At 68.3% G+C, this 23,244-nt stretch carries 24 protein-coding genes; 14 read left to right on the top strand and 10 right to left on the bottom strand.

Annotation, left to right across the window (positions count from 1 at the left end; all coding sequences use genetic code 11):
* From SM757_RS07055 to SM757_RS07040, 4 genes are all read left to right on the top strand, one after another.
* The coding region (locus tag SM757_RS07055) for a hypothetical protein (protein ID WP_322464923.1) at positions 1-361 on the top strand (361 nt) is incomplete at its 5' end.
* Positions 362-592: 231 nt separating this feature from the next.
* Positions 593-1,927 (top strand): anthranilate synthase component I family protein, encoded by a 1,335-nt coding sequence (locus SM757_RS07050; RefSeq protein WP_322464922.1) that lies wholly within the window; start codon positions 593-595, stop codon positions 1,925-1,927.
* Between the two features lie 55 nt (positions 1,928-1,982).
* Positions 1,983-2,159 carry a hypothetical protein gene (locus tag SM757_RS07045; RefSeq protein WP_322464921.1) on the top strand — a complete coding sequence of 59 codons (177 nt, stop codon included), beginning with the start codon at positions 1,983-1,985 and terminating at the stop codon, positions 2,157-2,159.
* 331 nt (positions 2,160-2,490) lie between these two features.
* Complete coding sequence (locus SM757_RS07040; RefSeq protein WP_322464920.1) at positions 2,491-4,080, top strand: BCCT family transporter; 1,590 nt, start codon at positions 2,491-2,493, stop codon at positions 4,078-4,080.
* Between the two features lie 69 nt (positions 4,081-4,149).
* Here the strand turns inward: SM757_RS07040 and pcaD are convergent, their stop codons facing one another.
* From pcaD to SM757_RS07020, 4 genes are read right to left on the bottom strand one after another with little or no spacing between them, the layout of a single operon-like run.
* Entirely contained in the window at positions 4,150-4,959 is an 810-nt protein-coding gene (gene pcaD, locus SM757_RS07035; protein WP_322464919.1) for a 3-oxoadipate enol-lactonase, read from the bottom strand.
* A gap of 14 nt (positions 4,960-4,973) precedes the next feature.
* Positions 4,974-6,179, bottom strand: a complete 1,206-nt coding sequence (gene pcaF, locus SM757_RS07030) for a 3-oxoadipyl-CoA thiolase (protein WP_322464918.1) — start codon at positions 6,177-6,179, stop codon at positions 4,974-4,976.
* Positions 6,180-6,208: 29 nt separating this feature from the next.
* The gene (locus tag SM757_RS07025; RefSeq protein WP_066336089.1) at positions 6,209-6,889 is read right to left on the bottom strand and encodes a 3-oxoacid CoA-transferase subunit B; all 681 of its coding nucleotides are present in this window, start codon (positions 6,887-6,889) and stop codon (positions 6,209-6,211) included.
* 15 nt (positions 6,890-6,904) lie between these two features.
* Positions 6,905-7,606: a 3-oxoacid CoA-transferase subunit A gene (locus SM757_RS07020; RefSeq protein ID WP_066336092.1), complete on the bottom strand. Its 702-nt coding sequence runs from the start codon at positions 7,604-7,606 to the stop codon at positions 6,905-6,907.
* 214 nt (positions 7,607-7,820) lie between these two features.
* On the opposite strand from SM757_RS07020, the gene SM757_RS07015 reads away from it, so the two are divergent.
* Entirely contained in the window at positions 7,821-8,669 is an 849-nt protein-coding gene (locus SM757_RS07015; RefSeq protein WP_084267448.1) for an IclR family transcriptional regulator domain-containing protein, read from the top strand.
* A gap of 127 nt (positions 8,670-8,796) precedes the next feature.
* Here the strand turns inward: SM757_RS07015 and SM757_RS07010 are convergent, their stop codons facing one another.
* On the bottom strand, positions 8,797-9,414 hold the full coding sequence (locus SM757_RS07010) for an FMN-dependent NADH-azoreductase (protein ID WP_066336095.1): 618 nt from the start codon (positions 9,412-9,414) through the stop codon (positions 8,797-8,799).
* Between the two features lie 108 nt (positions 9,415-9,522).
* Between SM757_RS07010 and SM757_RS07005 the strand changes: the two genes are divergently transcribed.
* Entirely contained in the window at positions 9,523-9,957 is a 435-nt protein-coding gene (locus tag SM757_RS07005; RefSeq protein ID WP_322464917.1) for a winged helix-turn-helix transcriptional regulator, read from the top strand.
* Positions 9,958-10,155: 198 nt separating this feature from the next.
* Here the strand turns inward: SM757_RS07005 and SM757_RS07000 are convergent, their stop codons facing one another.
* Positions 10,156-11,034 carry a LysR family transcriptional regulator gene (locus SM757_RS07000; RefSeq protein WP_322464925.1) on the bottom strand — a complete coding sequence of 293 codons (879 nt, stop codon included), beginning with the start codon at positions 11,032-11,034 and terminating at the stop codon, positions 10,156-10,158.
* A 115-nt stretch (positions 11,035-11,149) separates the two neighbouring features.
* Here SM757_RS07000 and SM757_RS06995 point away from each other — a divergent pair, with 115 nt between their 5' ends.
* From SM757_RS06995 to SM757_RS06960, 8 genes are all read left to right on the top strand, one after another.
* The gene (locus SM757_RS06995) at positions 11,150-12,298 is read left to right on the top strand and encodes a muconate/chloromuconate family cycloisomerase (RefSeq protein WP_066336106.1); all 1,149 of its coding nucleotides are present in this window, start codon (positions 11,150-11,152) and stop codon (positions 12,296-12,298) included.
* A 63-nt stretch (positions 12,299-12,361) separates the two neighbouring features.
* The gene (gene catC, locus SM757_RS06990; RefSeq protein ID WP_322464916.1) at positions 12,362-12,652 is read left to right on the top strand and encodes a muconolactone Delta-isomerase; all 291 of its coding nucleotides are present in this window, start codon (positions 12,362-12,364) and stop codon (positions 12,650-12,652) included.
* A gap of 34 nt (positions 12,653-12,686) precedes the next feature.
* Positions 12,687-13,613: a dioxygenase family protein gene (locus SM757_RS06985; RefSeq protein WP_322464915.1), complete on the top strand. Its 927-nt coding sequence runs from the start codon at positions 12,687-12,689 to the stop codon at positions 13,611-13,613.
* 427 nt (positions 13,614-14,040) lie between these two features.
* Positions 14,041-15,507, top strand: a complete 1,467-nt coding sequence (locus tag SM757_RS06980; RefSeq protein ID WP_322464914.1) for a purine-cytosine permease family protein — start codon at positions 14,041-14,043, stop codon at positions 15,505-15,507.
* A 74-nt stretch (positions 15,508-15,581) separates the two neighbouring features.
* The gene (locus tag SM757_RS06975) at positions 15,582-16,352 is read left to right on the top strand and encodes a creatininase (protein WP_322464913.1); all 771 of its coding nucleotides are present in this window, start codon (positions 15,582-15,584) and stop codon (positions 16,350-16,352) included.
* 139 nt (positions 16,353-16,491) lie between these two features.
* On the top strand, positions 16,492-18,909 hold the full coding sequence (locus tag SM757_RS06970) for a bifunctional diguanylate cyclase/phosphodiesterase (protein ID WP_322464912.1): 2,418 nt from the start codon (positions 16,492-16,494) through the stop codon (positions 18,907-18,909).
* Between the two features lie 121 nt (positions 18,910-19,030).
* Positions 19,031-19,438 (top strand): antitoxin Xre-like helix-turn-helix domain-containing protein, encoded by a 408-nt coding sequence (locus SM757_RS06965; RefSeq protein WP_066336117.1) that lies wholly within the window; start codon positions 19,031-19,033, stop codon positions 19,436-19,438.
* Complete coding sequence (locus SM757_RS06960) at positions 19,435-20,133, top strand: RES family NAD+ phosphorylase (protein ID WP_322464911.1); 699 nt, start codon at positions 19,435-19,437, stop codon at positions 20,131-20,133. The genes SM757_RS06965 and SM757_RS06960 overlap by 4 nt, the downstream gene beginning before the upstream one ends.
* Positions 20,134-20,182: 49 nt before the next feature.
* On the opposite strand, the gene SM757_RS06955 is transcribed toward SM757_RS06960, so the two are convergent.
* The 4 genes from SM757_RS06955 to SM757_RS06940 are packed head-to-tail and all read right to left on the bottom strand — an operon-like array spanning position 20,183 to position 23,220.
* Positions 20,183-21,478: an amidase gene (locus tag SM757_RS06955; RefSeq protein ID WP_322464910.1), complete on the bottom strand. Its 1,296-nt coding sequence runs from the start codon at positions 21,476-21,478 to the stop codon at positions 20,183-20,185.
* Positions 21,475-22,005, bottom strand: coding sequence for a flavin reductase (locus SM757_RS06950; protein WP_066336125.1), 531 nt, complete (start codon positions 22,003-22,005; stop codon positions 21,475-21,477). The genes SM757_RS06955 and SM757_RS06950 overlap by 4 nt, the downstream gene beginning before the upstream one ends.
* Before the next feature lie 20 nt (positions 22,006-22,025).
* Positions 22,026-23,015, bottom strand: a complete 990-nt coding sequence (locus SM757_RS06945) for a PDR/VanB family oxidoreductase (RefSeq protein WP_322464909.1) — start codon at positions 23,013-23,015, stop codon at positions 22,026-22,028.
* Positions 22,972-23,220: a hypothetical protein gene (locus SM757_RS06940; protein WP_322464908.1), complete on the bottom strand. Its 249-nt coding sequence runs from the start codon at positions 23,218-23,220 to the stop codon at positions 22,972-22,974. The genes SM757_RS06945 and SM757_RS06940 overlap by 44 nt, the downstream gene beginning before the upstream one ends.
* Between the last annotated feature and the right edge of the window lie 24 nt (positions 23,221-23,244).

The following is a 23,244-nucleotide window of genomic DNA, read 5'->3' as shown; positions in this document are numbered from 1 at the left end:
AGAGCCCGGCACCGCCGCCGTGCTCGTGACCAGCGCGCGCCTGCCCCAGCGCGAGGACTTGCCGCTGCGCCATGCCTGGGTAGCGGCGCAAGAGGGCAAGGTGCTGGACCGCAACGTCCCCACGCCGGCCGGCGCGGCTTCGGCCCACCCCGAATGGCACTTCGAGCCCGCGCGCAAGCAGCGCCGCGCATTGGCACCCGTCTCCAACGAGAGCGGTGCCGCGCGCATGGCCAAGGCCACGGGCACGGCGGACACGGGCAAGAAGAGCGGCGCCGTCATCCGCGACGGCTCGGCCATGGAGAAGGCGCAAGCCCTGCTGGACCACTTGCGCAAGCTGGCCCTGGTGCAGCCAAGCCACTGATTTCAGCAACCGAAACTGTCCATGCATGCTTGTTTTCAAGGTCAGCCATGGGCACTTGTTGCCAACCTGCTGTTTCAGGTGGCCCGTGAAAACCGCCGTGCATCCATTGCTTTTTGGTTGCCTGAAGCATCTAAATGATCATTGAGAAGATGCCGCACACCATGAGCGCAGGTTTTCGCGAAGGGCCCGGCATGGCTGGCCGGCGTTGATCCCTGCCCACACCGCCTCACCATGGTCCACCCCCCTTTCGCCTTGCTCGACGACTGCGGCGCCACGCCAGGGCGTCCTTCAAGCCGGCTGTATGGCGGCTTCGTGCGCGAGCACCGCTGCACCGATCCGGCGAAGCTGGACGAGGTGATGGCCGCCGTGGACAGCGACATGGCTGCGGGCCTGCACGCCGTCGTGCTTGCGGACTACGAGTGGGGCGTCAAGCTGCAGCGTCCTGGTGGACGGGTGGGGGCGGACACGGGTTGCGATGGCGGCTCGGCGCTCAGGCTGCTGATGTTCTCGGACATGGCGCTCTTGTCCAGAGAGCAGGCGGATCAATGGATGGCGAGCGCGGTGGGACAGGCGGGCACAACGGGACAAGCCGGCGTGGCCTTGTGGCGCGAGAGCCTGGACGAGGCGGCGTTCCACGGCGCCGTGGACGCCATTCACCAGGCCATCCGCGAAGGGCAGACCTACCAGGTCAACTTCACCTACAGGCTCTGCGGCCAGGCCGTAGGCACGCCGGCGACGATTTACAGCCAGCTCCGCTCCCGGCAGCCGGTGCGCTATGGAGCGTTCCTGGCACTGCCTGCGGGCGGTGACGTCGATTTCGTGCTGTCGTGCTCGCCGGAGCTCTTCCTGCGCCATGCGGCGGGCGTGATCACGGCGCAGCCGATGAAGGGCACGGCGCCCCGGTGTCCGAACGCTGAAGACGACAGGGCCATGGCACGGTGGCTGGCCCTGGACGTGAAGAATCGGGCCGAGAACCTGATGATCGTGGACCTGCTGCGCAACGACATGGGCCGCATGGCCGTGCCGGGCTCCGTGCGGGTGCCGGCACTGTTTGACGTCGAGTCCCATGCATCGGTGTTCCAGATGACGTCCACGGTGCAAGCGGCAGTGCGGCCGGACGTTGGATTTGCGGACGTACTGCGGGCCACGTTTCCCTGCGGGTCCATCACCGGGGCGCCCAAGCTCCAGACGATGAAACTTATCGAGGCGCTGGAATCAACGCCGCGCGGCCTCTACACCGGAAGCATTGGCTGGCTGGAGCGGCCCGCCGACGGGCGCCGTTGCGGGGATTTTTGCCTGTCGGTCGCCATCCGCACGCTGACCCTGGGTCCTGAGATGCAGGGCATGAGAGAGGCCAGGCTTGGCGTGGGCGCCGGCATCGTGCTCGACAGCGACGCGGGCTCGGAATTGGCCGAGTGCAGATTGAAGGCGCGCTTTGCCACGGCGCCGTCACCCTGGTTCGACGCCTGCCAGGCAGGCGCGGAGCCTTCTCGCGAAGGCGATGGTCCGGCGCAGGTGTCGCCGGCTCGCGCGACGGCGTTTGCGCACGTCACCTCGTCCCTGTAGTTGCGTATGAATTTGGGCCGGATGCATGCGGCCATGGAGCAGTAAGGAGCGTCCCATGACAGAGACCAGCGGTGTGTCCGTGGAGTACCAGCGGGCCTTTGCCGAGCTTGAGCGCAGAGCGGCCTTGGGCGAGGTCACGCTCGCGCAGCTCAGGCGGGAAGTTTTTGAGCTTCGCGAGAAATTCTCCTGCGGGCTGCCGGTAGTGTTGCACCGGCAGCCGTTGCCGCACTGAAGCTTCCCGCGGCTTCAGCCGTTTCGCTCGGCCCTGCTGACCCGCGCGGGGCGGGCACGCGCGCGCCTGCGTGTTCCGCCTGGGCATGACCGAGCAAAACCCGGTCGTCGTTTTTGAGCAAGTCGATGTCGTGCGAACTGCGCAAAGCTCGATGGGATGCTCATCTAATGCCCCAACGATGTCCTTCCCCGTCACTTGCAAGCGGACGGGATAACTACTTGGCCAGCATTTTGGACGCGAGTTGCCAAATGCAAGCGAAAGGACCGTGCCCCTCTTTTCAAGAATACGAGGATGGCCGGATTCGCGCCAAAGAAGATCTTTAGGAGACAGCATGGACGCAAAAGTATCGGCACGAATCAAGACGCGCCCTCCACACCGCAGTGCGGTGGCATCCAACGAGAATATTCAAATATTAGGTTTGGATGTCCACCGCATCGTATGTCCGGCCGCGGTGCTCATGATCGTGGCTTTGGTAATTTATTCGGTTTCGGATCCAGCCAGCGCCGGGCACTTTCTTAACAAGGCAAAAGACTGGACCATCGTCAATTTTGACTGGTTTTATATCATCGCCGGCAACGCCTTCGTTGCCTTTTGCCTCTTGCTCGTGCTGTCGCCCGCGGGCAATGTGCGGATAGGCCGTGGCGAAACCAGGCCGGAATACGGAATCGTTTCCTATTTTTCGATGCTGTTTGCGGCCGGTATGGGTGTCGGCCTGTTGTTTTGGGGTGTGGCTGAGCCGCTGGCCTATTACACGGGCTGGAGCCATACGCCTCTCAATGTTCCGAAGGAAACGCCGGAGGCCGTGCATGCGGCGATGGGTGCGACGCTGTTTCACTGGGGGCTGCATCCCTGGGCTGTTTACTGCATCGTCGCATTGATCATTGGTTATTTTGCCTACAACCGTGGGCTTCAAAACTCTCTGAGGTCGGGCCTTGAGCCGCTGATCGGCGCGGCCCACAAGGGGTGGATAGGCCATGTGGTGGATATCTTCACGATTCTCCTGACCACGTTTGGCCTGTCTACCTCGCTGGGCCTGGGTGCCATGCAGGCGGCGGCCGGCATGCATCATGTGTTTGGCACGCCCAACTCATTTGCGATGCAGGCGGGTTTCATCGTCTTCGTCTCCGTGCTGTCGGCGCTGGGGGTGGGAGCGGGCATGCATGCCGGCATCAAGCTGCTGAGCAACATCAATATGGCGTTGGCGCTCGGCCTGCTCATTTTCGTCATCATCGGCGCCGGCGTCGTGAGCTTTATCGCCGGCCTGGGCTCGAGCACCGCGGATTACGCCGAGTATTTTATTCCCCTGGCAAATTGGGCCGGCCGAAAAGACTCGGAGTGGTTTCGCGGCTGGACGGTTTTCTATTGGGCCTGGTGGGCCAGTTGGGCGCCTTTTGTCGGCATGTTCATTGCCAGTATTTCGCGGGGCCGCACGGTCCGGCAAATCGTGATCTCGGTCATGATTGCGCCCACCCTGGTGGCCTTGCTCTGGATGACTGCATTTGGCGGCGCCGCCATTCATCAGGCCGAAAGTGGCGTGGGCGAGCTCGCGGGCGGTATCAAGGACGTCACGCTGACCCTGTTCTGGTTCCTGGAGGCACTGCCTTTCGCCCAACTGACCTCATTTTTGGCCGTGATACTGCTGGCCATATTCATGGTGACCTCGGTCAACTCCGGCTGTCTGGTGGTCGACACGCTGGCCTCAGGCGGCAAGGAGACCACCAGCGGATTTCAAAAGGTTGTTTGGGCAGCCGTGGTCGGTGTGGTGACGCTGGTCTTGTTCATCGTGGGTGGCGATGACGCGCTGAAGGCGGCACAAGCGGGTGCCATTGCGCTGGGCTTGCCTTTCATGGCGCTGATGTTCGTGCTCATGCTCGGCCTGTTCAAAGCGCTCATCGGCGAGCATAAGAAGCGCGCTTGGTAAAGGCCCCGGGGTGGCTTGTGTTCGAGATCCGGATGGATCTTGGCCCCGCCACTCCCGGGCAGCAGGACGTCAGCCCCGCAGCGATGCCAGCCAATCGTCCAGCGCCTGCATGAACGCCGCGGGCTGTTCCAGCACGCTCAGGTGCGAGGCCTCGCGCAACACCACCAGCCGCGCGCCGGGGATGGCGCGCGCGAGGGTGTAGGCCATCTCCGGCGGCGTGCCCTGGTCCAACTCGCCGCCGATGACCAGCGTAGGCACACCGATGCCTGGCAGCCGCGCGGTGGTGTCCACGTCGCGGATGGCTTCGCAGCAGGCGATGTAGGCGGCGCGGTCGCAGCCCAGCACACGCTCGCGCCAGTGCGCCACGGCCCGGGGCTGCTCGGCGTGGAAGCCGGCATGGAACCAGCGCTGCAGCGCCCCGTCCACGATGGCTTCCAGCCCGCCCGCGCGCACGCCGGCAATGCGCTGCGCCCACCCGGCGCGCGCTTCGGCCGGGTAGCCGGAGGTGGTGTTGGCCAGCACCAGCGCCTGCACCTTGTGCGGGTGCCGCAGCGCCAGCTCCTGGCCCACCATGCCGCCCATGGACAGGCCTATCCAGGTGACGGCGCCCAGCTCCAGCTCGTCGATGAGCCGCGCCGCGTCGTCGGCCAGCTCGGCCACGGTGTACGGCCCGCCCGGCGCCGGGCTGCGGCCATGGCCGCGCTGGTCGTAGCGCAGCACGCGGGCATGCGTGGCCAGGTGCGCGGCCAGCGCGTCCCACATCGTCAGGTCGCAGCCCAGGGCATGGGCCAGCACGAAGGTGCGCCGCGCGGCCCGGCCGTCGCCCGGGCCTTCCAGCACGTAATGCAGGCGCGGGGCGCTGCGGGTGAGGCCGTCCATGAAAGCCCCCCGCCTCACACGCGCTCGACGATCAGCGCGATGCCCTGGCCCACGCCTATGCACATGGTGCACAGCGCGTAGCGGCCGCCCGTGCGCTGCAGTTGGTTGACGGCCGTGGTCACCAGCCGCGCGCCGCTGGCGCCCAACGGGTGGCCCAGCGCGATGGCGCCGCCGTTGGGGTTCACGCGCGGGTCATCGTCGCGCAGGCCGAGCTGGCGCAGCACCGCCAGGCCTTGCGCCGCGAAGGCCTCGTTGAGCTCGATCACGTCCATCTGCGAGAGCTGCAGCCCGGTGAGCTGCAGCACCTTTTGCGTGGCCGGTGCCGGGCCTATGCCCATGATGCGCGGCTCCACCCCGGCCGTGGCCATGCCCACGACGCGCGCGCGCGGCACCAGGCCGTGGCGCGCCGCGGCGGCCTCCGAGGCCAGGATCAGCGCGCAGGCGCCGTCGTTCACGCCGGAGGCATTGCCCGCGGTCACGCTGCCGTCCGAACGCACCACGCCCTTGAGCTTGGCGAGCGCCTCCAGGCTGGTCTGGCGCGGATGCTCGTCCTGGCCCACCAGCACGGGGTCGCCCTTCTTCTGCGGCACGGCCACCGGCGTGATCTCGGCGTCGAAGAAGCCCGCCTCCTGCGCCGCCACCGCCTTCATCTGCGACGCCAGCGCCATGCGGTCCTGGTCCTCGCGGCTGATGCCGAACTGCTGCGCCACGTTCTCCGCCGTCTCCGGCATGGAGTCCACCCCGTAGCGCTCCTTCATCAGCTTGTTGACGAAGCGCCAGCCTATGGTGGTGTCGTGGACGGCGTTGTCGCGGCTGAAGGCGGACGTGGCTTTCGGCATCACGAAGGGCGCGCGGCTCATGCTCTCCACGCCGCCGGCGAGCATCAGCTGCGCCTCGCCGGCCTTGATGGCGCGCGCGGCCGTGCCGATGGCGTCCATGCCGGAGCCGCACAGGCGGTTGACGGTGCTGCCGGGCAGCGACAGGGGCAGGCCCGCCAGCAGCAGCGACATGCGCGCCACGTTGCGGTTGTCCTCGCCGGCCTGGTTGGCGCAGCCGTAGATCACGTCGCTGAAGGCTTCCCAGTCCAGGCCGGGGTGGCGCGCGGCCAGGGCCTTGAGCGGCACGGCGCCCAAGTCGTCGGCCCGCACGGAAGAGAGGCTGCCGCCGTAGCGGCCGAAGGGCGTGCGCAGTGCATCGCAGATGTAGGCGTGGGTGCTCATGGGAGTGTCTTTCGCAGGGCTTGTGAAGCTCAGGCCTGGCGCAGCGTCACGCCGGGCGTGAGCGCCTGCAGGTCGCGCAGGGTGAGGCCGGGGGCCAGCTCGATGACGGTGGCCTCGCCGCCGGCCAGGTCGATGACGGCCAGGTCCGTGTAGAGGCGGCTCACGCAGCCCAGGCCCGTGAGCGGGTAGCTGCACGCGCTCACCAGCTTGGCCTGCCCGTCGCGGGTCAGGTACTCCATCATCACGAAGGTCTTCTTCGCGCCTATGGCCAGGTCCATGGCGCCGCCCACGGCGGGAATGGCGTCCGGCGCGCCGGTGTGCCAGTTGGCCAGGTCACCCTGCGCCGAGACCTGGAAGGCGCCCAGCACGCAGATGTCCAGGTGGCCGCCGCGCATCATCGCGAAGCTGTCGGCGTGGTGGAAGAAGCAGCCGCCTGGCAGCAGCGTCACGGGCTGCTTGCCGGCGTTGATGAGGTCGAAGTCCTCCTCGCCCGCGGCCGGCGCCGGGCCCATGCCGATGACGCCGTTCTCGGAGTGCAGCACCACTTCCTTGTCGGCCGAGAGGTGGTTGGCAACCGCGGTGGGCAAGCCGATGCCCAGGTTGACGACGGCGCCGTCAGGGATGTCGCGCGCGACGCGCTGCGCCATCTGCTCGCGCGTCCAGCGCGTGGCGGGGGGAGAGACTTTCACGGGGGTGGCTTGTGCGCTCATGGTCGTATTCCTGGCTCAGGCGGCCTGCTTGAAGCCGCCGGCGGCGGTGGCGACGCGGTCGACGAGGACGACGCGTTGGACGAACAGCCCCGGCGTGACGACGGCTTCCGGGTCCAGCCGGCCCAGCTCCACGATCTCGTGCACGGTGGCCACCGTGGTCCTGGCGGCCATGGCCATGATCGGACCGAAGTTGCGCGCCGTCATGCGGTAGGTCAGGTTGCCCCAGCGGTCGCCTTTTTCCGCCTTGATGAGCGCGTAGTCGGCGTGGATGGGCGACTCCAGCACGTAGTGGCGGCCGTTGATCTCGCGCGTTTCCTTGCCCTGCGCCAGCGCCGTGCCGTACCCCGTGGGCGTGAAGAAGCCGCCTATGCCGGCGCCCGCGGCGCGGATGCGCTCCGCCAGGTTGCCCTGCGGCACCAGCTCCAGCTCGATCTCGCCGGCGCGGTAGAGCGCGTCGAAATGGTGGCTGTCGGCCTGGCGCGGGAAGGAGCAGATGATCTTGCGCACCCGCTTGAGCGAGAGCAGCCGCGCCAGCCCCGTGTCGCCGTTGCCGGCGTTGTTGTTGACGATGACCAGCTCGCGCGCGCCGGTGTCTATCAGCGCGTCTATGAGCTCGTTGGGCTGCCCGGCCGTGCCAAAGCCGCCGATCATGACGGTGGCGCCGTCGCGGATGTCCGCCAGGGCCGCCGCCGCATCAGGCACGATTTTGTCGATCATGGAACTGCTCTCTGGATGGGCCGGCCGCAGCCGGCCAGCGAAGGAACACACGGGCGCCGGCCCCTTGAGCGCCGGCCGGGCTTATGTTCTAATAGCGAACATTGGTTCGTAATAAGAACAACTGAGGTGCGCAGGCTAAGGACGCGACGCCGGCCTGTCAAGGCCATGGCGGCGCGGCCGTGTGGCTTTACCTCGGCCTTTGGAGCGGAAAACGATGGCGGGCAAGAGAGCGCAACAGGCGGAGCAGGACCCTCAGGCGGAAGATGCGCCAGACGCGGCGCACGCGGACGCGGGCGAGGCGTTGAAACCCGGCGACGGCTACGTGCAGTCCTTCGCGCGCGGGCTGGAGGTGCTGCGCAGCTTCGGCGCGCAGGCGCCGGCGCAGACGCTGTCCGAGGCCGCGCAGCGCGCGGGCCTCACGCGCGCGGGGGCGCGGCGCATCCTGCTGACGCTGCAGACGCTGGGCTACGTGGAGCAGGACGGGCGGCAGTTCCGCCTCACGCCCAAGGTGATGGAGCTGGGCTTTGCCTACCTGAGCGCGCAGCCCTGGTGGCACCTGGCGCAGCCGCTGATGGAGGAGCTCACGCAGCAGCTCAAGCAGTCCACCTCGGCGGCGGTGCTGGACGGGGCCGACATCGTCTACGTGCTGCGCGTGCCCATGGAGAAGATCATGTCCATCAACCTGGGCGTGGGCTCGCGGCTGCCGGCGCACTGCACGTCCATGGGCCGCGTGCTGCTGGCCGGGCTGGCCGAGGAGCAGCGCGAGGCGCGCGTGGGCACCCTGGTGCTGGAGCCGCTGACGCCGCGCACCATCACCGACCCCGAAAAGCTGCTGGCCACGCTGTCGCAGGTGCGGCGCCAGGGCTACGCGCTGGTCAACGAGGAGCTGCAGTTGGGCCTGATGTCGCTGGCCGTGCCCATCAAGGACCGCGGCGGCCGCGTGATGGCCGCCATCAACGTCAGCAGCCCGGCGCAGCGGCAGACCGCCGCGCAGATGCAAAAGGCCTGTCTGCCTGCGCTGCAGGCGGTGGCCGAGCGCATCAGCGCCATGCTGCCGCGCTGAAGGCGTCGGCGCGGCGCGGCGCGGCGCGCGGGCGGCGCATCTTTCTTTCAAGGCGTCCTCGATGAGGTGCCTTCCTGTCGGCCCGGTCGCGCCGAGTAGCGCGATGGTCTTTTTCCCGGCGATGAGGTCACGCGGCCTTCGCCAACAAGGCCTTGATGGCCGTTTCGGCATTGGCGATGGCGGCCTTCACCGCATCGGGGCCGAAAACCGTGCCTTCGACGCGCACCACTTCAACATCGGTCAGGCCGATGAAACCGAGCAGGTGCAGCAAATAGTTGGTCTGAAAGTCGAACGGTGCCCAGGCACCTTCCGAGAACACGCCGCCAGCAGCGGTCACGAGATAGACCTTCTTGCCGGTCAGCAGTCCTTTCGGCCCGGCGTCGCCATAGCTGAAAGTGACGCCTGGCCAAGTGACGTGATCGAACCACGCCTTGAGCTGTGAGGGCAGACCGAAATTGATCATGGCCGAACCGAGCACGATCACGTCGGCGACCTTCAACTCATCTACGAACGCTTGGGCGAACTTCACCGCCTCGACCTGTTCCGGCGTGTGATCTTCAGCCGACCTGATCCGGCCTTGGATGTAGGCCGGCGTGATGTGCGGCGGCGGATTTGCCGCGAGGTCGCGCACGGTCAGCGGGCCGCCCAAGCGGGCCTGGATGCCTTCGGCGATTTCGGTGGCAAAGCGGCTGGAAAGGCTGTCAGCCCCGCGCGGACTGGAAGTAACCAGCAGAGTATGGCTCATGATGTTCCTAGGTATAAAATGAGAACTAAGTCAAAAGTTGATTCTGACTTACCAATTCATACAGAGGATCGTAAAGTTCCTTCCTTTTCCCCACAAGAAGGCACATGCATGTCACCTGGTCACAGCGAGCTACCTGCCGATATGCCTGCACCTGACGCTGGCGGCTGTCTGGCAACCCGTGAAATCCTGGATCGCATCGGCGACAAGTGGAGCCTCTACATCGTGGCCGTGCTGGCCAATGGCTCGCGGCGCTTTAACGAATTGAAGCGCGGCATCGACGGCATTTCCCAGCGGATGCTGACGCTGACGTTGCGCGGACTGGAACGCGACGGACTGGTAACGCGAACGATGTATCCGACGATTCCTCCGCGCGTCGATTACGAACTCACTGACATGGGAAGAACGCTGTTGAAGCCTGTCATGGCGCTGGTCAACTGGGCGAACGAAAACCAGGTCGCCATTGCCGAGGCGCATAAGCGTTTTGACGAGGCGCCGGAGCCCGATCAAGTCTTGGTTCAGGGCGTTGTCTACCAGCGTCGATAAGCGAGCCCCAGGCTGTTGGGCCTGTGCCAATGCAGCGGCGTCATTTCACCAACGGCGCCGCGTTGGCGCCCGATTTCCCACGACACACCGCCGCCGCGCACCGGTTCGCAGTGACTCAACGGTGGCCGACCGCATCAGCAGCCATGCTGCCGCGCCGAGGCCTCCATGGCGGCGCAGCGCGCGGGCGGGTGGCGGGCCTCACCCCCGGCTGCTGACCAGCTCCTTGAAGTGCCCAAGCAGCGCCGAGCGGTCGCCTCTCCTGAAATTCATGATCACCGGCGAGACCACGCCGGCCTCGGCCACGGGCCGGTAGTCCACGTCGTCGCGGTGCAGCCGGCGCACCGACTCCGGCACCAGCGCCACGCCCAGGCCTGCGGCCACCAGGCCAATGGCGGTTTGCAGCTCGTTGGCCTCCATGGCCACGCGCGGCGCCAGGCCGTGGCCGCGGAACATCTGCAGCACCTGGTCCGCGTAGCTGGGCCGCGGCCGCGCCGGGTACAGCACCAGCGGCTCCTCGGCCAGCAGCGCGAGGCTCAGCCGCTCGTGGCGCAGCAGCGCGTGGCGCGCGGGCAGGGCGGCCACCACGGCCTCTTCCAGCACCGTCTCGGCCTGGATGTCGGGGTCGCCCAGGGGCAGGCGGCCAAAGCCCACGTCGATGCGCCCGGCCTTGAGCGCGTCGGCCTGCTGCACCGTGGTCAGCTCCGACAGGCTCACCTCCACCTCCGGGTGGTCCGCGCGAAAGCGCCGGATGAGCTCCGGCAGCAGCCCGTACAGCGTGGACGGGACGAAGCCGATGCCGAACCACGCGCGCTGCCCCTGCGCGATGCGCCGCGTCGCCTCGCCCACCTCGGCCAACCGGCCCAGCACCTGCACCGTCTGCTCCAGGAAAAAGCGCCCCGCCGGCGTGAGCTGCATGGGGCGCGCCTTGCGGTCCAGCAACTGCGCGCCCAGCGCCTCTTCCAGTTGCTGTATCTGGCGGCTCAGCGGCGGTTGGGCGATGTGCAGCCGCTCGGCGGCGCGGCTGAAGTTCATCTCGATGGCCACGGCCTCGAAGTAGCGCAGGTGTCTCAGCTCGATCATGGGGTTTGTACCGGGGAACGATACCTTTGGGGTATCGCGAAGGATGCCAACGATATTGGACGCCGAGCCCCCTGGCGCCGAACATGTGGACATCCCCCACGCAATACCCGGCATGAAACCCGCAACCATTGTTTCCATGGAGGCCGTCCTGGTGGACCTGCCCACCATACGGGCCCACCAGCTGGCCATGACGACCATGCACCGGCAGACGCTGGTCATCGTCAAGCTGCGCTGCAGCGACGGCATCACCGGCATCGGCGAGGCCACCAGCATCGGCGGCCTGGCCTACGGCGACCAGAGCCCGGAGAGCACCAAGCTGGCCATCGATGCCTACCTGGCACCGCTGCTCATCGGCCAGGACGCGGGCAACGTCAACGCCGCCATGGCGCTGGCGGGCAAGCAGGTGCAGGGCCAGTCCTATGCCAAGTCGGCGATAGAGACGGCGCTGTTCGATGCCCTGGGCCAGCGTCTGGACCAGCCCGTGCACGCGCTGCTGGGCGGCGCGGTGCGCACCTCGCTGCCGGTGCTGTGGACGCTGGCCAGCGGCGACAGCGGCCGCGACATCGAGGAGGCGCTGTCGCTCATCGAGCAGCGCCGCCACCGCGTCTTCAAGCTCAAGATCGGCCGCGGCGACCCGGACGCCAACGTCGCCCACGTTGCGCGCATCAAGCAGGCCCTGGGCGCCGACGTGCTCATCACCGTGGACGTGAACCAGGCCTGGGACGAGGCCACCGCCACGCGCGCCATCGCTGCGCTGGAGGACGCCGGCGTGGGCCTGGTCGAGCAGCCCGTGCCGCGCCGCCACCGCCAGGCGCTGCGCCGGCTGGCCCAGCGCTTTGACGTGCCCATCATGGCCGACGAGTCCCTCAACGGCCCCGAGGATGCGCTGGAGCTGGCCGCGGAAGGCGCGGCCGACGTCTTCGCCTTGAAGATTTCCAAGGCCGGCGGGCTGCTGGCCACGCTGCGCACCGCGGCGGTGGGCGAGGCCGCGGGCGTGGGCCTGTACGGCGGCACCATGCTCGAAGGCAGCGTGGGCAGCATCGCCGCGGCGCACGCCTTTGCCGCCTGCCCGCAACTGCGCTGGGGCACGGAGCTGTTCGGCCCGCTGCTGCTCAAGGACGACGTGGTGCTGCAGCGTCCCGTCTACCGCGACTTCGAGCTGCAAGTGCCGCAAGGCCCGGGACTGGGCCTGCGGCTGGACGAGGACAAGCTGGCCCATTACCGCCGCGACCGCGAGCGCGTGCAGGTGGCCGTGGCCTGAACGCGCCGGCAAGACCCAAGCACGACCCAAGCACGACTCGAACATTACCCAGGAGTGACCACGATGCTGTTTCATGTCCAGATGACCGTGCGCCTGCCGCACGACATGCCCGCCGTGCAGGCCGATGAGCTCAAGGCCCGCGAGAAGGCCATGGCGCAGGAGCTGCAGCGCGCGGGCAAATGGCGCCACCTGTGGCGCATCGCCGGGCGCTACGCCAACGTGAGCGTGTTCGACGTGAGCGGCCCCGACGAGCTGCACGACACGCTCTCGCGCCTGCCGCTGTTCCCCTACATGGACATCGAGGTCCAGGCGCTGTGCCGCCACGCCTCGTCCATCCATGCCGACGACCGCTGACCGCGCAACGATTGAACACCGAGGAGACAACGCCATGAGCGCCAACGAATTCACCGTGCAGCAACTGCTGGAACGCGTCAACACCACGCGCCGCGCCGAGGGCCAGGGCAACGAGCGCGTGCGCCAGATCACGGCACGCATCGTGGCCGACCTGTTCCGCACCATCGACGAGCTGGACGTGAACGCCGACGAGTTCTGGGCCGCCACCGACTGGCTCAGCCGCTTGGGCGCCAGCGGGCAGATGGGCCTGATCACGGCCGGCCTGGGCTTCGACCGGCTGCTGGACATCCGCGCCGACGAGGCCGACCGCCGCGCCGGCCGCGCCGAGGGCACGCCGCGCGCCATCGAGGGGCCGCTGTACATCGCCGGCGCGCCGTTGAGCCGCTACGAGACGCGGCTGGACGAGGGCGAGCCGCGCGGCGAGGTGCTGGTGATGGAGGGCCGCGTGCTGGACGAGCAGGGCCAGCCCGTGGCCGGCGCCCTGGTGGACGTGTGGCACGCCAACGAGCAAGGCCGCTACTCGCACTTCGACCCCGAGCAGCCGCCCTACGCGCTGCGCCGCCGCATCGAGACCGACGCGCAGGGCCGCTACCGCTTCCGCAGCTTCCTGCCGCCGGGCTACGCCATTCCGCCGGGCAGCCCCACCGCCGAGCTGTTCGAAGCCCTGGACCGCCATGGCAACCGGCCGGCGCACATCCACTTCCTGATCGCCGCGCCGGGGCAGCGGCTGCTGACCACGCAGGTCAACCTGCCCGGCGACACCTTCATCGACGACGACTTCGCCTTCGCCACGCGCGACGGCCTGGTCCTGACGCTGGAGCCCGGCACGCCGCCGCAAGGCTACGAGTCGCTGGGCGTGAACGCGCCGTTCACCCGCGTGCGCTTCGATTTCAAGCTGCAGCGCGCGCTGGACGAGGACGAGAGCAAGCCCCTGGCACGCATGGCGCGCGTGAAGGCTTAAGGGCGAGCGGCCCAGGCCGCGGCGGCCCGTCCTCGCCGTGCGGCCCTTGAAGCCACAAGCCCAGCATTCAGGCACCCACAGCCCACGGCGGTTCCGCAGGAGCCGCCGTGGGCTTTTCCGCTTTGCGCATGCCGGATGAAAAGTCTAGGCAGTAGCCCGGAGGGGGAAAACGCCAGCGCCGCCTGTCGCAGACGGGAAGCGCCATGGCGCAGCGGCAAAGCGTCCAGGGCGCCGCCACCACACCATGGCGTCACCCTTGACCCCCACCGGAGACGACCCATGGACATATTCAAGACCATTCGCCCGCCCCCGACGGCAAGCCATTAATTGGAAAAATATCAATAAACGCATGCAGCCGTCAGGCCGCACGGATATTTGAATCCCTGCGGCTGAATGAGTGGCGTATATATATTCGGAGACAAACCCAATGAGCAGTCAGAGCAGCGGCGTGGACGATCTCGAAGAGATGCTGCAGCCCATTCCCGAGAGCCGGCGGACCAAAAGCGTCTGGGGCCAGTTCTGGATATGGTCGGGCGCCAACGTGGCGCCCATCAACTGGATACTGGGCGCATTGGGCATCAATCTGGGCCTGTCGCTGGCCGACACGGTGACGGTGCTGGTGCTGGGCAACCTGGTCGGCATGATTGGTTTCGGCGCCTTTGTCCTGCTGGGGCAGAAAACCGGCGTGACCGGCATGGTGCTGTCCCGCGCCGCGTTTGGCCGCAAGGGCGCTTATTTGCCCGCCACCATACAGGCCACGCTGGCCGTGGGCTGGACGGCGGTGAATACCTGGATCATTCTCGACCTGGTGATGGCGCTGTTCGGGAAAATCGGCTGGGTGGACCCGGCCGCCGAGAATTTCTGGTGGCGTCTGTCCACCGCGGCGACCATCATGACCATCCAGGTCGTCATTTGCTACCTTGGCTACCGCGCCATCGCGGCCTTCGAGAAATGGACGGTGCCGCCCACGGTGCTGGTGCTCGTGCTCATGAGCCTGGTGGCCTGGACGCAGTTCGACATCGACTGGTCCTACGCCGGCCCCGCCGACAAGGTGCTCACCGGCATGCCGCGCCTGGCCGCCATGAGCGGCGTGATGACGGCCATAGGCATAGGCTGGGGCATAGGCTGGTTCACCTACGCGCCGGACTACTCGCGCTTCGTCTCGAATACCGTTTCCAAAACCCGCCTTTATATTGCCAGCACGCTGGGCCAATTCATTCCCGTGGTCTGGCTGGGCATATTGGGTGCCAGCCTGGCCACCAAGAACGGCAGTGCCGACCCCGGCGCGCTCATCGTCGACAATTTCGGCGTGCTGGCGATTCCGGTGCTGGCGCTGGTGGTGCACGGCCCCATCGCCACCAATATCATCAATCTCTACACCTTCGGCGTGGCCGCGCAGGCCATGGACATCAAGGTATCGCGGCAAAAGCTCTCCATACTGGTCGGCATTTTCGCGATGGTCGCAGTCATGTTCTTCATGAAGCAGGAAAACTTCGCCCATGCGCTGGATGCCTGGCTGGTGTCCATCGTCGCCTGGGTGGCCACCTGGGGCGGCATCATGGCCGTGCACTGCTTTATTTTTGAGCGCAACACCCGGAATTTCGATTTCCTGTTTGAAGGGGCGGAATCCAGGCACATGGACCGCTTCAATCCCGCGGCGCTGGTGGCCTTTGCAGGCGGGCTGGTCTGCACCTATATGTTCATGTACGGGATCATTCCGCTGTTCCAGGGGCCGGTTGCAAAGGCCATGGGCGGGGTGGACTTGTCCTGGCTGGCCGGCGGCGGCAGCGCCGCGAGCCTGTATTACCTGCTGGGCCGCAAATATGCCCGCCGCTACCGGCAGCGGCCGTCGTCCCTGAATATCCAGGCGGGCGTTTCCCGTAAATCAGCCTGATGACCGGATGGCTGGAATATCGGTCGATCCATATTTGAAATCTGCTCTTCGCGAGTATTGACAAGGAGTCTTGAATGGACAGCGTCCACATTGCCGAGCTGAGCTGGCCGGTGTACGACGAGAAGGTGAAGCACGGCCGCACCGTGGTGCTGCTGCCCATTGGGGCGCTGGAGCAGCACGGGCCGCACATGTCCATGAACCCGGACGTGCTGCTGCCCACGGCGATGGCCGGGCGGGTGGCCCGAAACATCGGCGCGCTGGTGGCCCCGGCCATCGCCTATGGCTACAAGTCGCAGCAAAAGAGCGGTGGCGGCAACCACATGCCGGGCACCACCAGCCTGGACGGGCTGACGCTCACCAGCACCATCAAGGACGTGCTCAAGGAGTTCGCCCGCCACGGGGTGCGCCAGGTGGCCATGGTCAACGGCCACTTCGAGAACTCCATGTTCATCGTCGAGGGCGTGGACCTGGCGCTGCGCGAGCTGCGCTGGGAAGGCATCCACGACTTCAAGGTCGTGGTGCTGTCCTACTGGGACTTCGTCACCGAGGACACCATCCGTGCGATCTACCCCTACGGCTTCCCGGGCTGGGCCGTGGAGCACGGCGGGGTGCTGGAGACCTCGTTGATGCTGCACCTGCACCCCCAGCTCGTGGACATGAGCAAGGCGGTGGACCAGGAGCCCGCCACGTTCCCGCCTTATGACGTCTTCCCGACCAAGCCGCAATGGACGCCCTGCAGCGGCTGCCTCTCCTCGGCCAAGCCGGCCTCCGCGGCCAAGGGCAAGCTGTTGCTGGAGGTGTGCGTGGAGGGCATCTCGCAGCAACTGCGCACGGCGTTTGACTGAAGCGGCGGCGGGCATGCCTTGAAGGGGTCCAGCGACCGCCGATCGTGACGGCGCCTCACGTTCATTGCATTGACGGGAGGTGACGACGGGCCCGGGAAGGAGTACAGCGATGCCTCTCTGTTCTCCTGCAGGCATGGCCATGGAAACCCATCGCTCCGACCACCACGGGCAACAGCGGCTGGAGCGTGCGCTGCGCACGCTCAGCGGCTGCAATCGGGCCCTCTTGCGCGCCCGGGAGGAGGCGGCGCTGCTGCAGGAAATCTGCCGCGTCGTGGTCGAGGATGGCGGCTACGCCCTGGCCCGCATCGGCCGTGCCGAGGGTGATGGGAAGCTGGGCTTCACGCCGCTGGCGCATGCCGGGCGCGGCATAGCCGATGCGGAGGTCAGGGCCCTGTGGTCCAGCGATGCCGAGCGCGACCGCAGTGCCACCGGCACGGCCATGCGCACCGGTGCCGAGTGCCTGATCAATGACGTGCAGGCTGAAAGTTATCCCGCCCTGTGGCGCGACTTCGCGCGCCGCCACGGGCTTGGCTCGGTGCTTGGGCTGCCGCTGCACATCGACGGCGCGCTGTTCGGGGCTTTGACCATAGGCGCGCCGGAGGCCGATGCCTTTGGCGCCGAGGAGCGCCAGGTGCTCAAGGAGGTGGCCGACGACGTCGCGTTCGGCCTGGAGTTCCTGCGCCTGCGCCAGCGGCGCGATCAGGCCGAGGCCGAGGTGCTGCGCCTCAACCGGGCGCTGCGCACGCGCGCGGCCGTCAACCGGGCGCTGGCGCAGGCGCAGGACGAGACGGCGCTGCTGCAGGAAATCTGCCGCGTGGCCGTCGAGGACTGCGGCTACCGGCTGGCCTGGGTGGGCTACATCGAGGCCGACGAGGCGCGCACGGTGCGCCCCATGGCGCACGCCGGCTTCGAAGAAGGTTTCCTGGCCCTGCGGCGCAGCATGACCGCTTCGAAAATCGGCCGCACCATGTCGGCCTGCTTCGACGTGGCCCGCCCCCTGGTCATGCACGACGTGACCCACAACCCGGCCTACCCGTTTCGCGAGGAGGCGCGCCGGCGCGGGTACGGCTCGCTCGTGACCCTGCCCTTGCATATCGAGGGCGAGCTGGCGGGGTCGGTGCAGATCCTGGCGGTGGAGACCGATGGGTTCAACGAACAGGAGGTCGAGCTGCTCATGGCCACCGTCGCCGACCTCGGCTATGGCCTGGGCGCGTTGCGGCAGCGCCTCAAGGCCCAGGCCGCCGAGGAAACGATCAGGCGCATGGCGTATTTCGACCCCGTGACCGGGCTGCCCAACCGGGCGCGCATGTGCCAGCTGGTGGCCGAAGCCATTGAGGCCGCGCGCGGCGAGCAGCGTTCGCTGGCCTTCGTGCGCATCGGCATGGCGCATCTTCAGGAAATCAACGAGACGCTGGGCAGCCTGGAGGTGGACAAGCTGGTGCAGGCCGTCGCGCAACGGCTGCAGCACCTGCTCGGCGGCACCGGCACCCTCGGACGGCTGACCGATGCGGAGTTCGCGGTCCTGCTGCCGCGCGCGGGCGCCGAGCAGGCCACGCAGCGGGCGCAGCAGCTCCTGGGCGCCCTGGACGCGCCGGTCGATGTCGCGGGCGTGCTGCTCGATGCGCGCTCCAGCGCGGGCATCAGCCTGTTCCCCGGGCATGCGACGGACGCCGGCGTGCTCATGCGCCGGGCCGGCATCGCGCTCACGCAAGCCCGCGCCACGGGTGCCGCGTTGCAACTCTTCAGAAGCGGGTTCGACCGGGAGTGCGCCCAGCGGCTGGAACTCATGGGCGCGCTGCGGGGCGCCATCGAGCACGACGAGTTGCGGCTGTACTGCCAGCCCAAGCTCAAGATCGCGTCCGGCGAGGTCTGCGGCGCCGAAGCGCTCGTGCGCTGGCAGCATGCCCGCCTGGGAGAGGTGAACCCGGGCGAGTTCATCGGCCTGGCCGAGCAGACCGGGCTCATCACGCCGCTGACCTACTGGATGCTGGAATCGGCGCTGCGCCACTGCTATGCCTGGCGCCAGCAGGGCAGGACACAGCCGCTGTCGGTGAACCTTTCCGCGCGCGACCTGCACGACCCCAAGCTGCTGGCACGCATAGAAGGCGCGCTGGCCACTTGGGGTGCCGAGCCGGACTGGATCGAGTTCGAGCTGACCGAGAGCGCGCTGATGCTCGACCCGGTGGCCGCGCTGGAGAAGCTGCAGCAGCTCAAGCGGCTGGAGCTGCGCTTGGCCATCGACGACTACGGCACCGGCTACTCCTCGCTGTCATACCTGCAGCGCCTGCCGGTGGACGCCATCAAGATCGACCAGTCGTTCATCCGGAGCATGCAGCGCGACAACGACTCTGCGGCCATCGTGCACTCCACCATCGACCTGGCCCACAGCCTGCGCCTGCTGGTCATCGCCGAGGGCGTGGAAGACGAGCAGACCTTCACCCGCCTGGCGGCCATGGCCTGCGACCAGGTGCAGGGCTACTGCATCAGCCGGCCCATGCCGGCGGAGCAGTTTTCGCACTGGTGCGCACAGCACGCCGGACAGCCGGGCCTGGCTTGATGCGGGGTGCCTGCCGCCCAGCCCCCGGACCGGCTCCGTCTTGAAGGGTGGATTTTCCCGTTGGGAACAAAATAAGGTTGTTTGTCCCAAATGGTACGATCACGGCGTTACCGGAGCTGCCATGGCCCTTACCGCCCCCCAACCAGCCAGCCTGAGCTCGCCGCAGACGGCGGCTTCGGCCTTGGCGGTGTTCTTCCGCATTGCTGACCGCTGGGGCCTGAGCCCTGCGGAGAAGCAGACCCTGCTGGGCGTCAGCCGCACGGTCTTCTACCGCTGGCAAGCCGGGCAGGTGACGTCCGCGCTCGATGCCGTGACCGCCGAGCGGCTGAGCTACCTGTTCCGCATCTACGGTGCGCTGCAGGTGCTGCTGCCCATACGCGAGCGCTCCGACGCCTGGGTGCGCCAGGCCAACAGCGCGCCCTTGTTTGGCGGCGGCACGGCGCTCTCGCGCATGCTGGGCGGCCGGGTGGGGGACCTCAAGGAGGTGGCCGACTACCTCGACGCGCAGCGCGGCGGGGACTTCGCTTGACGCTGCCGCCCTGCATCGCGCCGCCCTGGCGCCCGTCCTACCGGCTGGTGCCCAGCCGCTTTCCGCCGGTCTCCCTGTTCGACGACGTGGCGACCGCCGACGAGCTGGACGCCGTGTACGCCGTGCAGGCACTGACCAATCCGCGGCTGCGCCAGGAATTGGGCGAAATCGACCTGGTGCCCAGGGAAGAGCGCGTCGTCGGCCCCGGCAGCACGCCGGTGATGGCGGCGTTCACTTACCTCAATCGCAACGGCTCGCGCTTCAGCGACGGCAGCTGGGGCATCTATTACGCGGCGGAAAGCGTGGAGACGGCGGTGGCGGAGGTCAGCCACCACAGCGGCCGTTTCCTCGCCGCGACGAAGCAGCCGCCCATCGAGGTGGACTACCGCGCCTACGTGGCCGACATCGTGCAGCCGCTGCACGACATTCGGGCCGCGGAATGGGCGCACGCGCACGCGGCGGACAGCTACGCCGCGTCCGTGGCTCTCGCGCGTGAGCTGCGCGCGGCCGGCTCCTGGGGCCTGCTGTACCGCTCCGTGCGCCGCGAGGGCGGCGAGTGCGTCGCGGTGCTCCGGCCCAGGGCGGTGCAGTTGCCGGTGGTGCAGGGCGCGCATGTCAGCCTGGTGTGGGACGGGGAGCGGATCGCCGGTTGGTACGGGAAGTCGGCTTGGCAGGCGGTGGGGAAGGCGGGCTGAAAGAGGGCGCACCCCAACCCACTCCACGCGGCGGCACCCTCCGGCGCCCTCAAGCGATCGCGCCATGCACGCAGGCCGCCGCCTCCAGCAGCGCACGCTCCTGATCGCGGTGGCCCACCAGCTGCAAGCCCACCGGCAGGCCCGTGGGGCCAAGCAGACCCGGCACATTGGCGCAGGGCAGGCCCAGCAGGGTCCAGACCCGGCTGAACACCGGGTCGCCCGTAGCGGCCAGCCCGCGCGGCGCCTCGCCGGAGGCGGCAGGGACGAGCAGGGCGTCCACGTCGCGCATCAACAGCGCCACGGCCTGCCGGCCGCGTGCCGCCTGGGCCAACGCCTCCTCGTAGCGGCTGTCCGGCGTGTCCAGGCCCGCCTGTATCAGCTCGGCCAGCGGGCGGCTCAGTTGGGGCCTGTGGGCGCGCCATTGCGGCGCCAGGCTGCGAGCGGCTTCCCAGGCCATCACCGTCTTTTGCACCTGCACGAGGCCGGCCAGGTCGGGGGGCATGTCCAGCCGGCGCAGCGGCACGCCGGCCGCTTCCAGGCGGGCCAGGCCGCGGTTCCAGGCCTCAAGGCCGCCGGCATCCAGCGCCGGCCCCTCGTGCGTGCGGCACACGCCCAGGCGCAAGGCGCGCGGCGGCCGGCGCTCCAGCGCGGCCCAGGGCTGCCCGGCCAGGGCGCAGCGCATCAGCTCCAGGTCGTCGGCCGTGCGCGCCAGCCAGCCCAGCGTGTCCAGCGAGGGCGCAAAGGGCTTCACGCCTGCCAGGCTGAAGGCGCCGTGCGTGGGTTTCAGCGCGAACACGCCGCAGTAGGACGCCGGGCGTATGAGCGAGCCCGCCGTCTGCGACCCGAAAGCCAGGGGCACCATGCCGCTGGCCACGGCCGCCGCCGAGCCGCTGGAGGAGCCGCCGGGCGTGTGATGCGGATTCCACGGGTTGGCCGTCGGCCCGGGCGTGAAGTAGGCGAACTCGGTGGTGACGGTCTTGCCCATCACCACGGCACCGGCGGCCCGCGCCGCGGCCACCGCCTGCGCATCCGCCCCCGGCCGGTGGCCCCGGTAGATGGGCGAGCCGTGGCCGGTGGGCAGGTCGGCCGTGTCAAAGATGTCCTTCACGGCCAGGGGCACGCCGGCCAGCAGCCCCGGCACCTCGTTGGCCGCCATGCGCCTGTCCACGCCGCGGGCCTGCGCCAGGGCCAGCGCCGGATCGAACACCTCCCAGGCGCGCAGGCGGGGCTCCAGGGCCGCGATGCGCTCCATGGCGGCGCGGGCCACGTCCTCCGCGCGCAGGCGTCCTTCCAGCAGGGCCGTGCGGATGCTCACGGCATCCGGTGCATCCAGGCCGAGCTTCATGCCGCCTGGTCCAGCACGTGGTAGTTGCGGTTGAAGTACACCAGCCCGGGCGGCACGTTGGAGGCGTCCGCCACGACGATGCCCCGCAGCTCGACGATGAACACGCTGTGCGTGCCGATGTCGTGCGTGGCGACGATCACGCCGTCCAGGTTGGCCAGTGCCCCTTCCAGCGCCGGTGCGCCGGTGGCCAGCCGCCGCCAGCCGCAGCGCTCGAAGCGCTGCTCCATGGACACCTCGCGGTTGGCGAACATGGCGGACAAGGCCTGCTGCCCGGCGCTGAGCACGTTGACGCACAGCACCTGGTTGCGCGTGAAGAACCGGTGCGCGAACGACGAGCGGTTCATGCACACCAGCACGGTGGGCGGCGCGTCGGTGACGCTGCACACCGCGGAGGCCGTGAAGCCGGCCAGCCCGGCTTCGCCGCCGGTGGTGATCACGGTCACGCCGCCGGGCAGCAGTGAAAGGCCGGCGCGGAAATCGGCGGCGGAGGGAAGGCTGTGGGTCGTCTGGGACAGGCAGGCGGACATGGCATCAACTCCTCAAGATTTCAAAGGTCGAGCACCAGGCGCTGAGAGCGCGCGCGGGAGCAGCAGACGATGATCTGGTCGTTGGCCGACCGCTCCTCGTCGGTGAAGTAGGCGTCCCGGTGGTCCGGTTCGCCTTCGAGCACGGCGCAGGCGCAAGTGCCGCACACGCCTTGTTCGCAGGACACGGGCACGTGGATGCCCACGGTCTTGAGCGCGGCCAGCAGGCTTTGGCCGGGCGCCACGCGCACCTCCTTGCCGCTGCGCGCGGCCACGACGTCGAAGGCGGCGTCGTCGCCGCCAGGCGCCGCGGCCGGCGCCGAGAACAGCTCGCGGTGTAGGGCCCGCTCGTCCAGGCCGGCGCCGCGGGCCTCGGCGGCCACCCAGTCCATGAAGCCCGCCGGACCGCAGACGTAGACGTGGCGGCCGGCCGGGGCGGCGCGCAGCACGGCGGCCGGGTCCAGGCGCTGGGTGCCTTCGCCCTCGTGCTTGCCCTCGAATTCGCTGAAGTGCAGGTGTACCCGCTGCGCCCAGGGCACGGCACGCAGCTCGTCCAGGAAGGCGGCCCGCCCGGGGTTGCGAACGCAGTAATGCAGCTCGAAGGCCGCACCCGTGGCGTGCAGCGCCCAGGCCATGGCCAGCATGGGCGTGATGCCTATGCCGCCGCCCACCAGCACGCTGTAGGGCGCGCCCGGCTCCAGCGGGAAGTGGTTGCGCGGCGCGCCTATGCGCAGCCGCGCCCCTTCGGTCAGCTCGCTGTGCACGGCCGTGGAGCCGCCGCGCGAGGCCGGGTCGCGCAGCACGCCCAGCCGGTAGGCCTGGCGCTGGCGCGGGTCGCCGCACAGCGAGTACGGGCGCACCAGCCCGCCGGGCAGGTGCACGTCCACGTGGGCGCCGGCCGAGAAGGCGGGCAGCGGCGCACCGTCCGAGGCGGCCAGCTCCAGCACGGCCACCGTCTGGCCTTGCAGCTCACGGCGGCGCACCACCACGTCGATCAAAGCTTGCGTATTCATGTTGAATCTCGTCCTTGGAGCCTGTGGCCAATAAGGGCAGGCCGTGTTTGGAATCAATACTTCCCGGCAAACAGACCAGGTATTCATGGGCCTGCCCTGCGCGATCCATACCGTTGCGCAAGACCTGGAAAAGCTGGAATGCCTTGCCAGGCCGTTGGGGTTTGATCACGGCATCAACATTAAGCGCCCGCTTGACCCGGGTCAACTTCGCATTTCAAATGGGCACCAT

Source organism: Azohydromonas lata (assembly GCF_034427735.1).
GTDB classification, from domain to species: Bacteria; Pseudomonadota; Gammaproteobacteria; order Burkholderiales; family Burkholderiaceae_C; genus Azohydromonas; species Azohydromonas lata.
The sequence above is the reverse complement of the archived record's forward strand: the minus strand, read 5'-3'. Positions and strand labels throughout refer to the sequence as shown.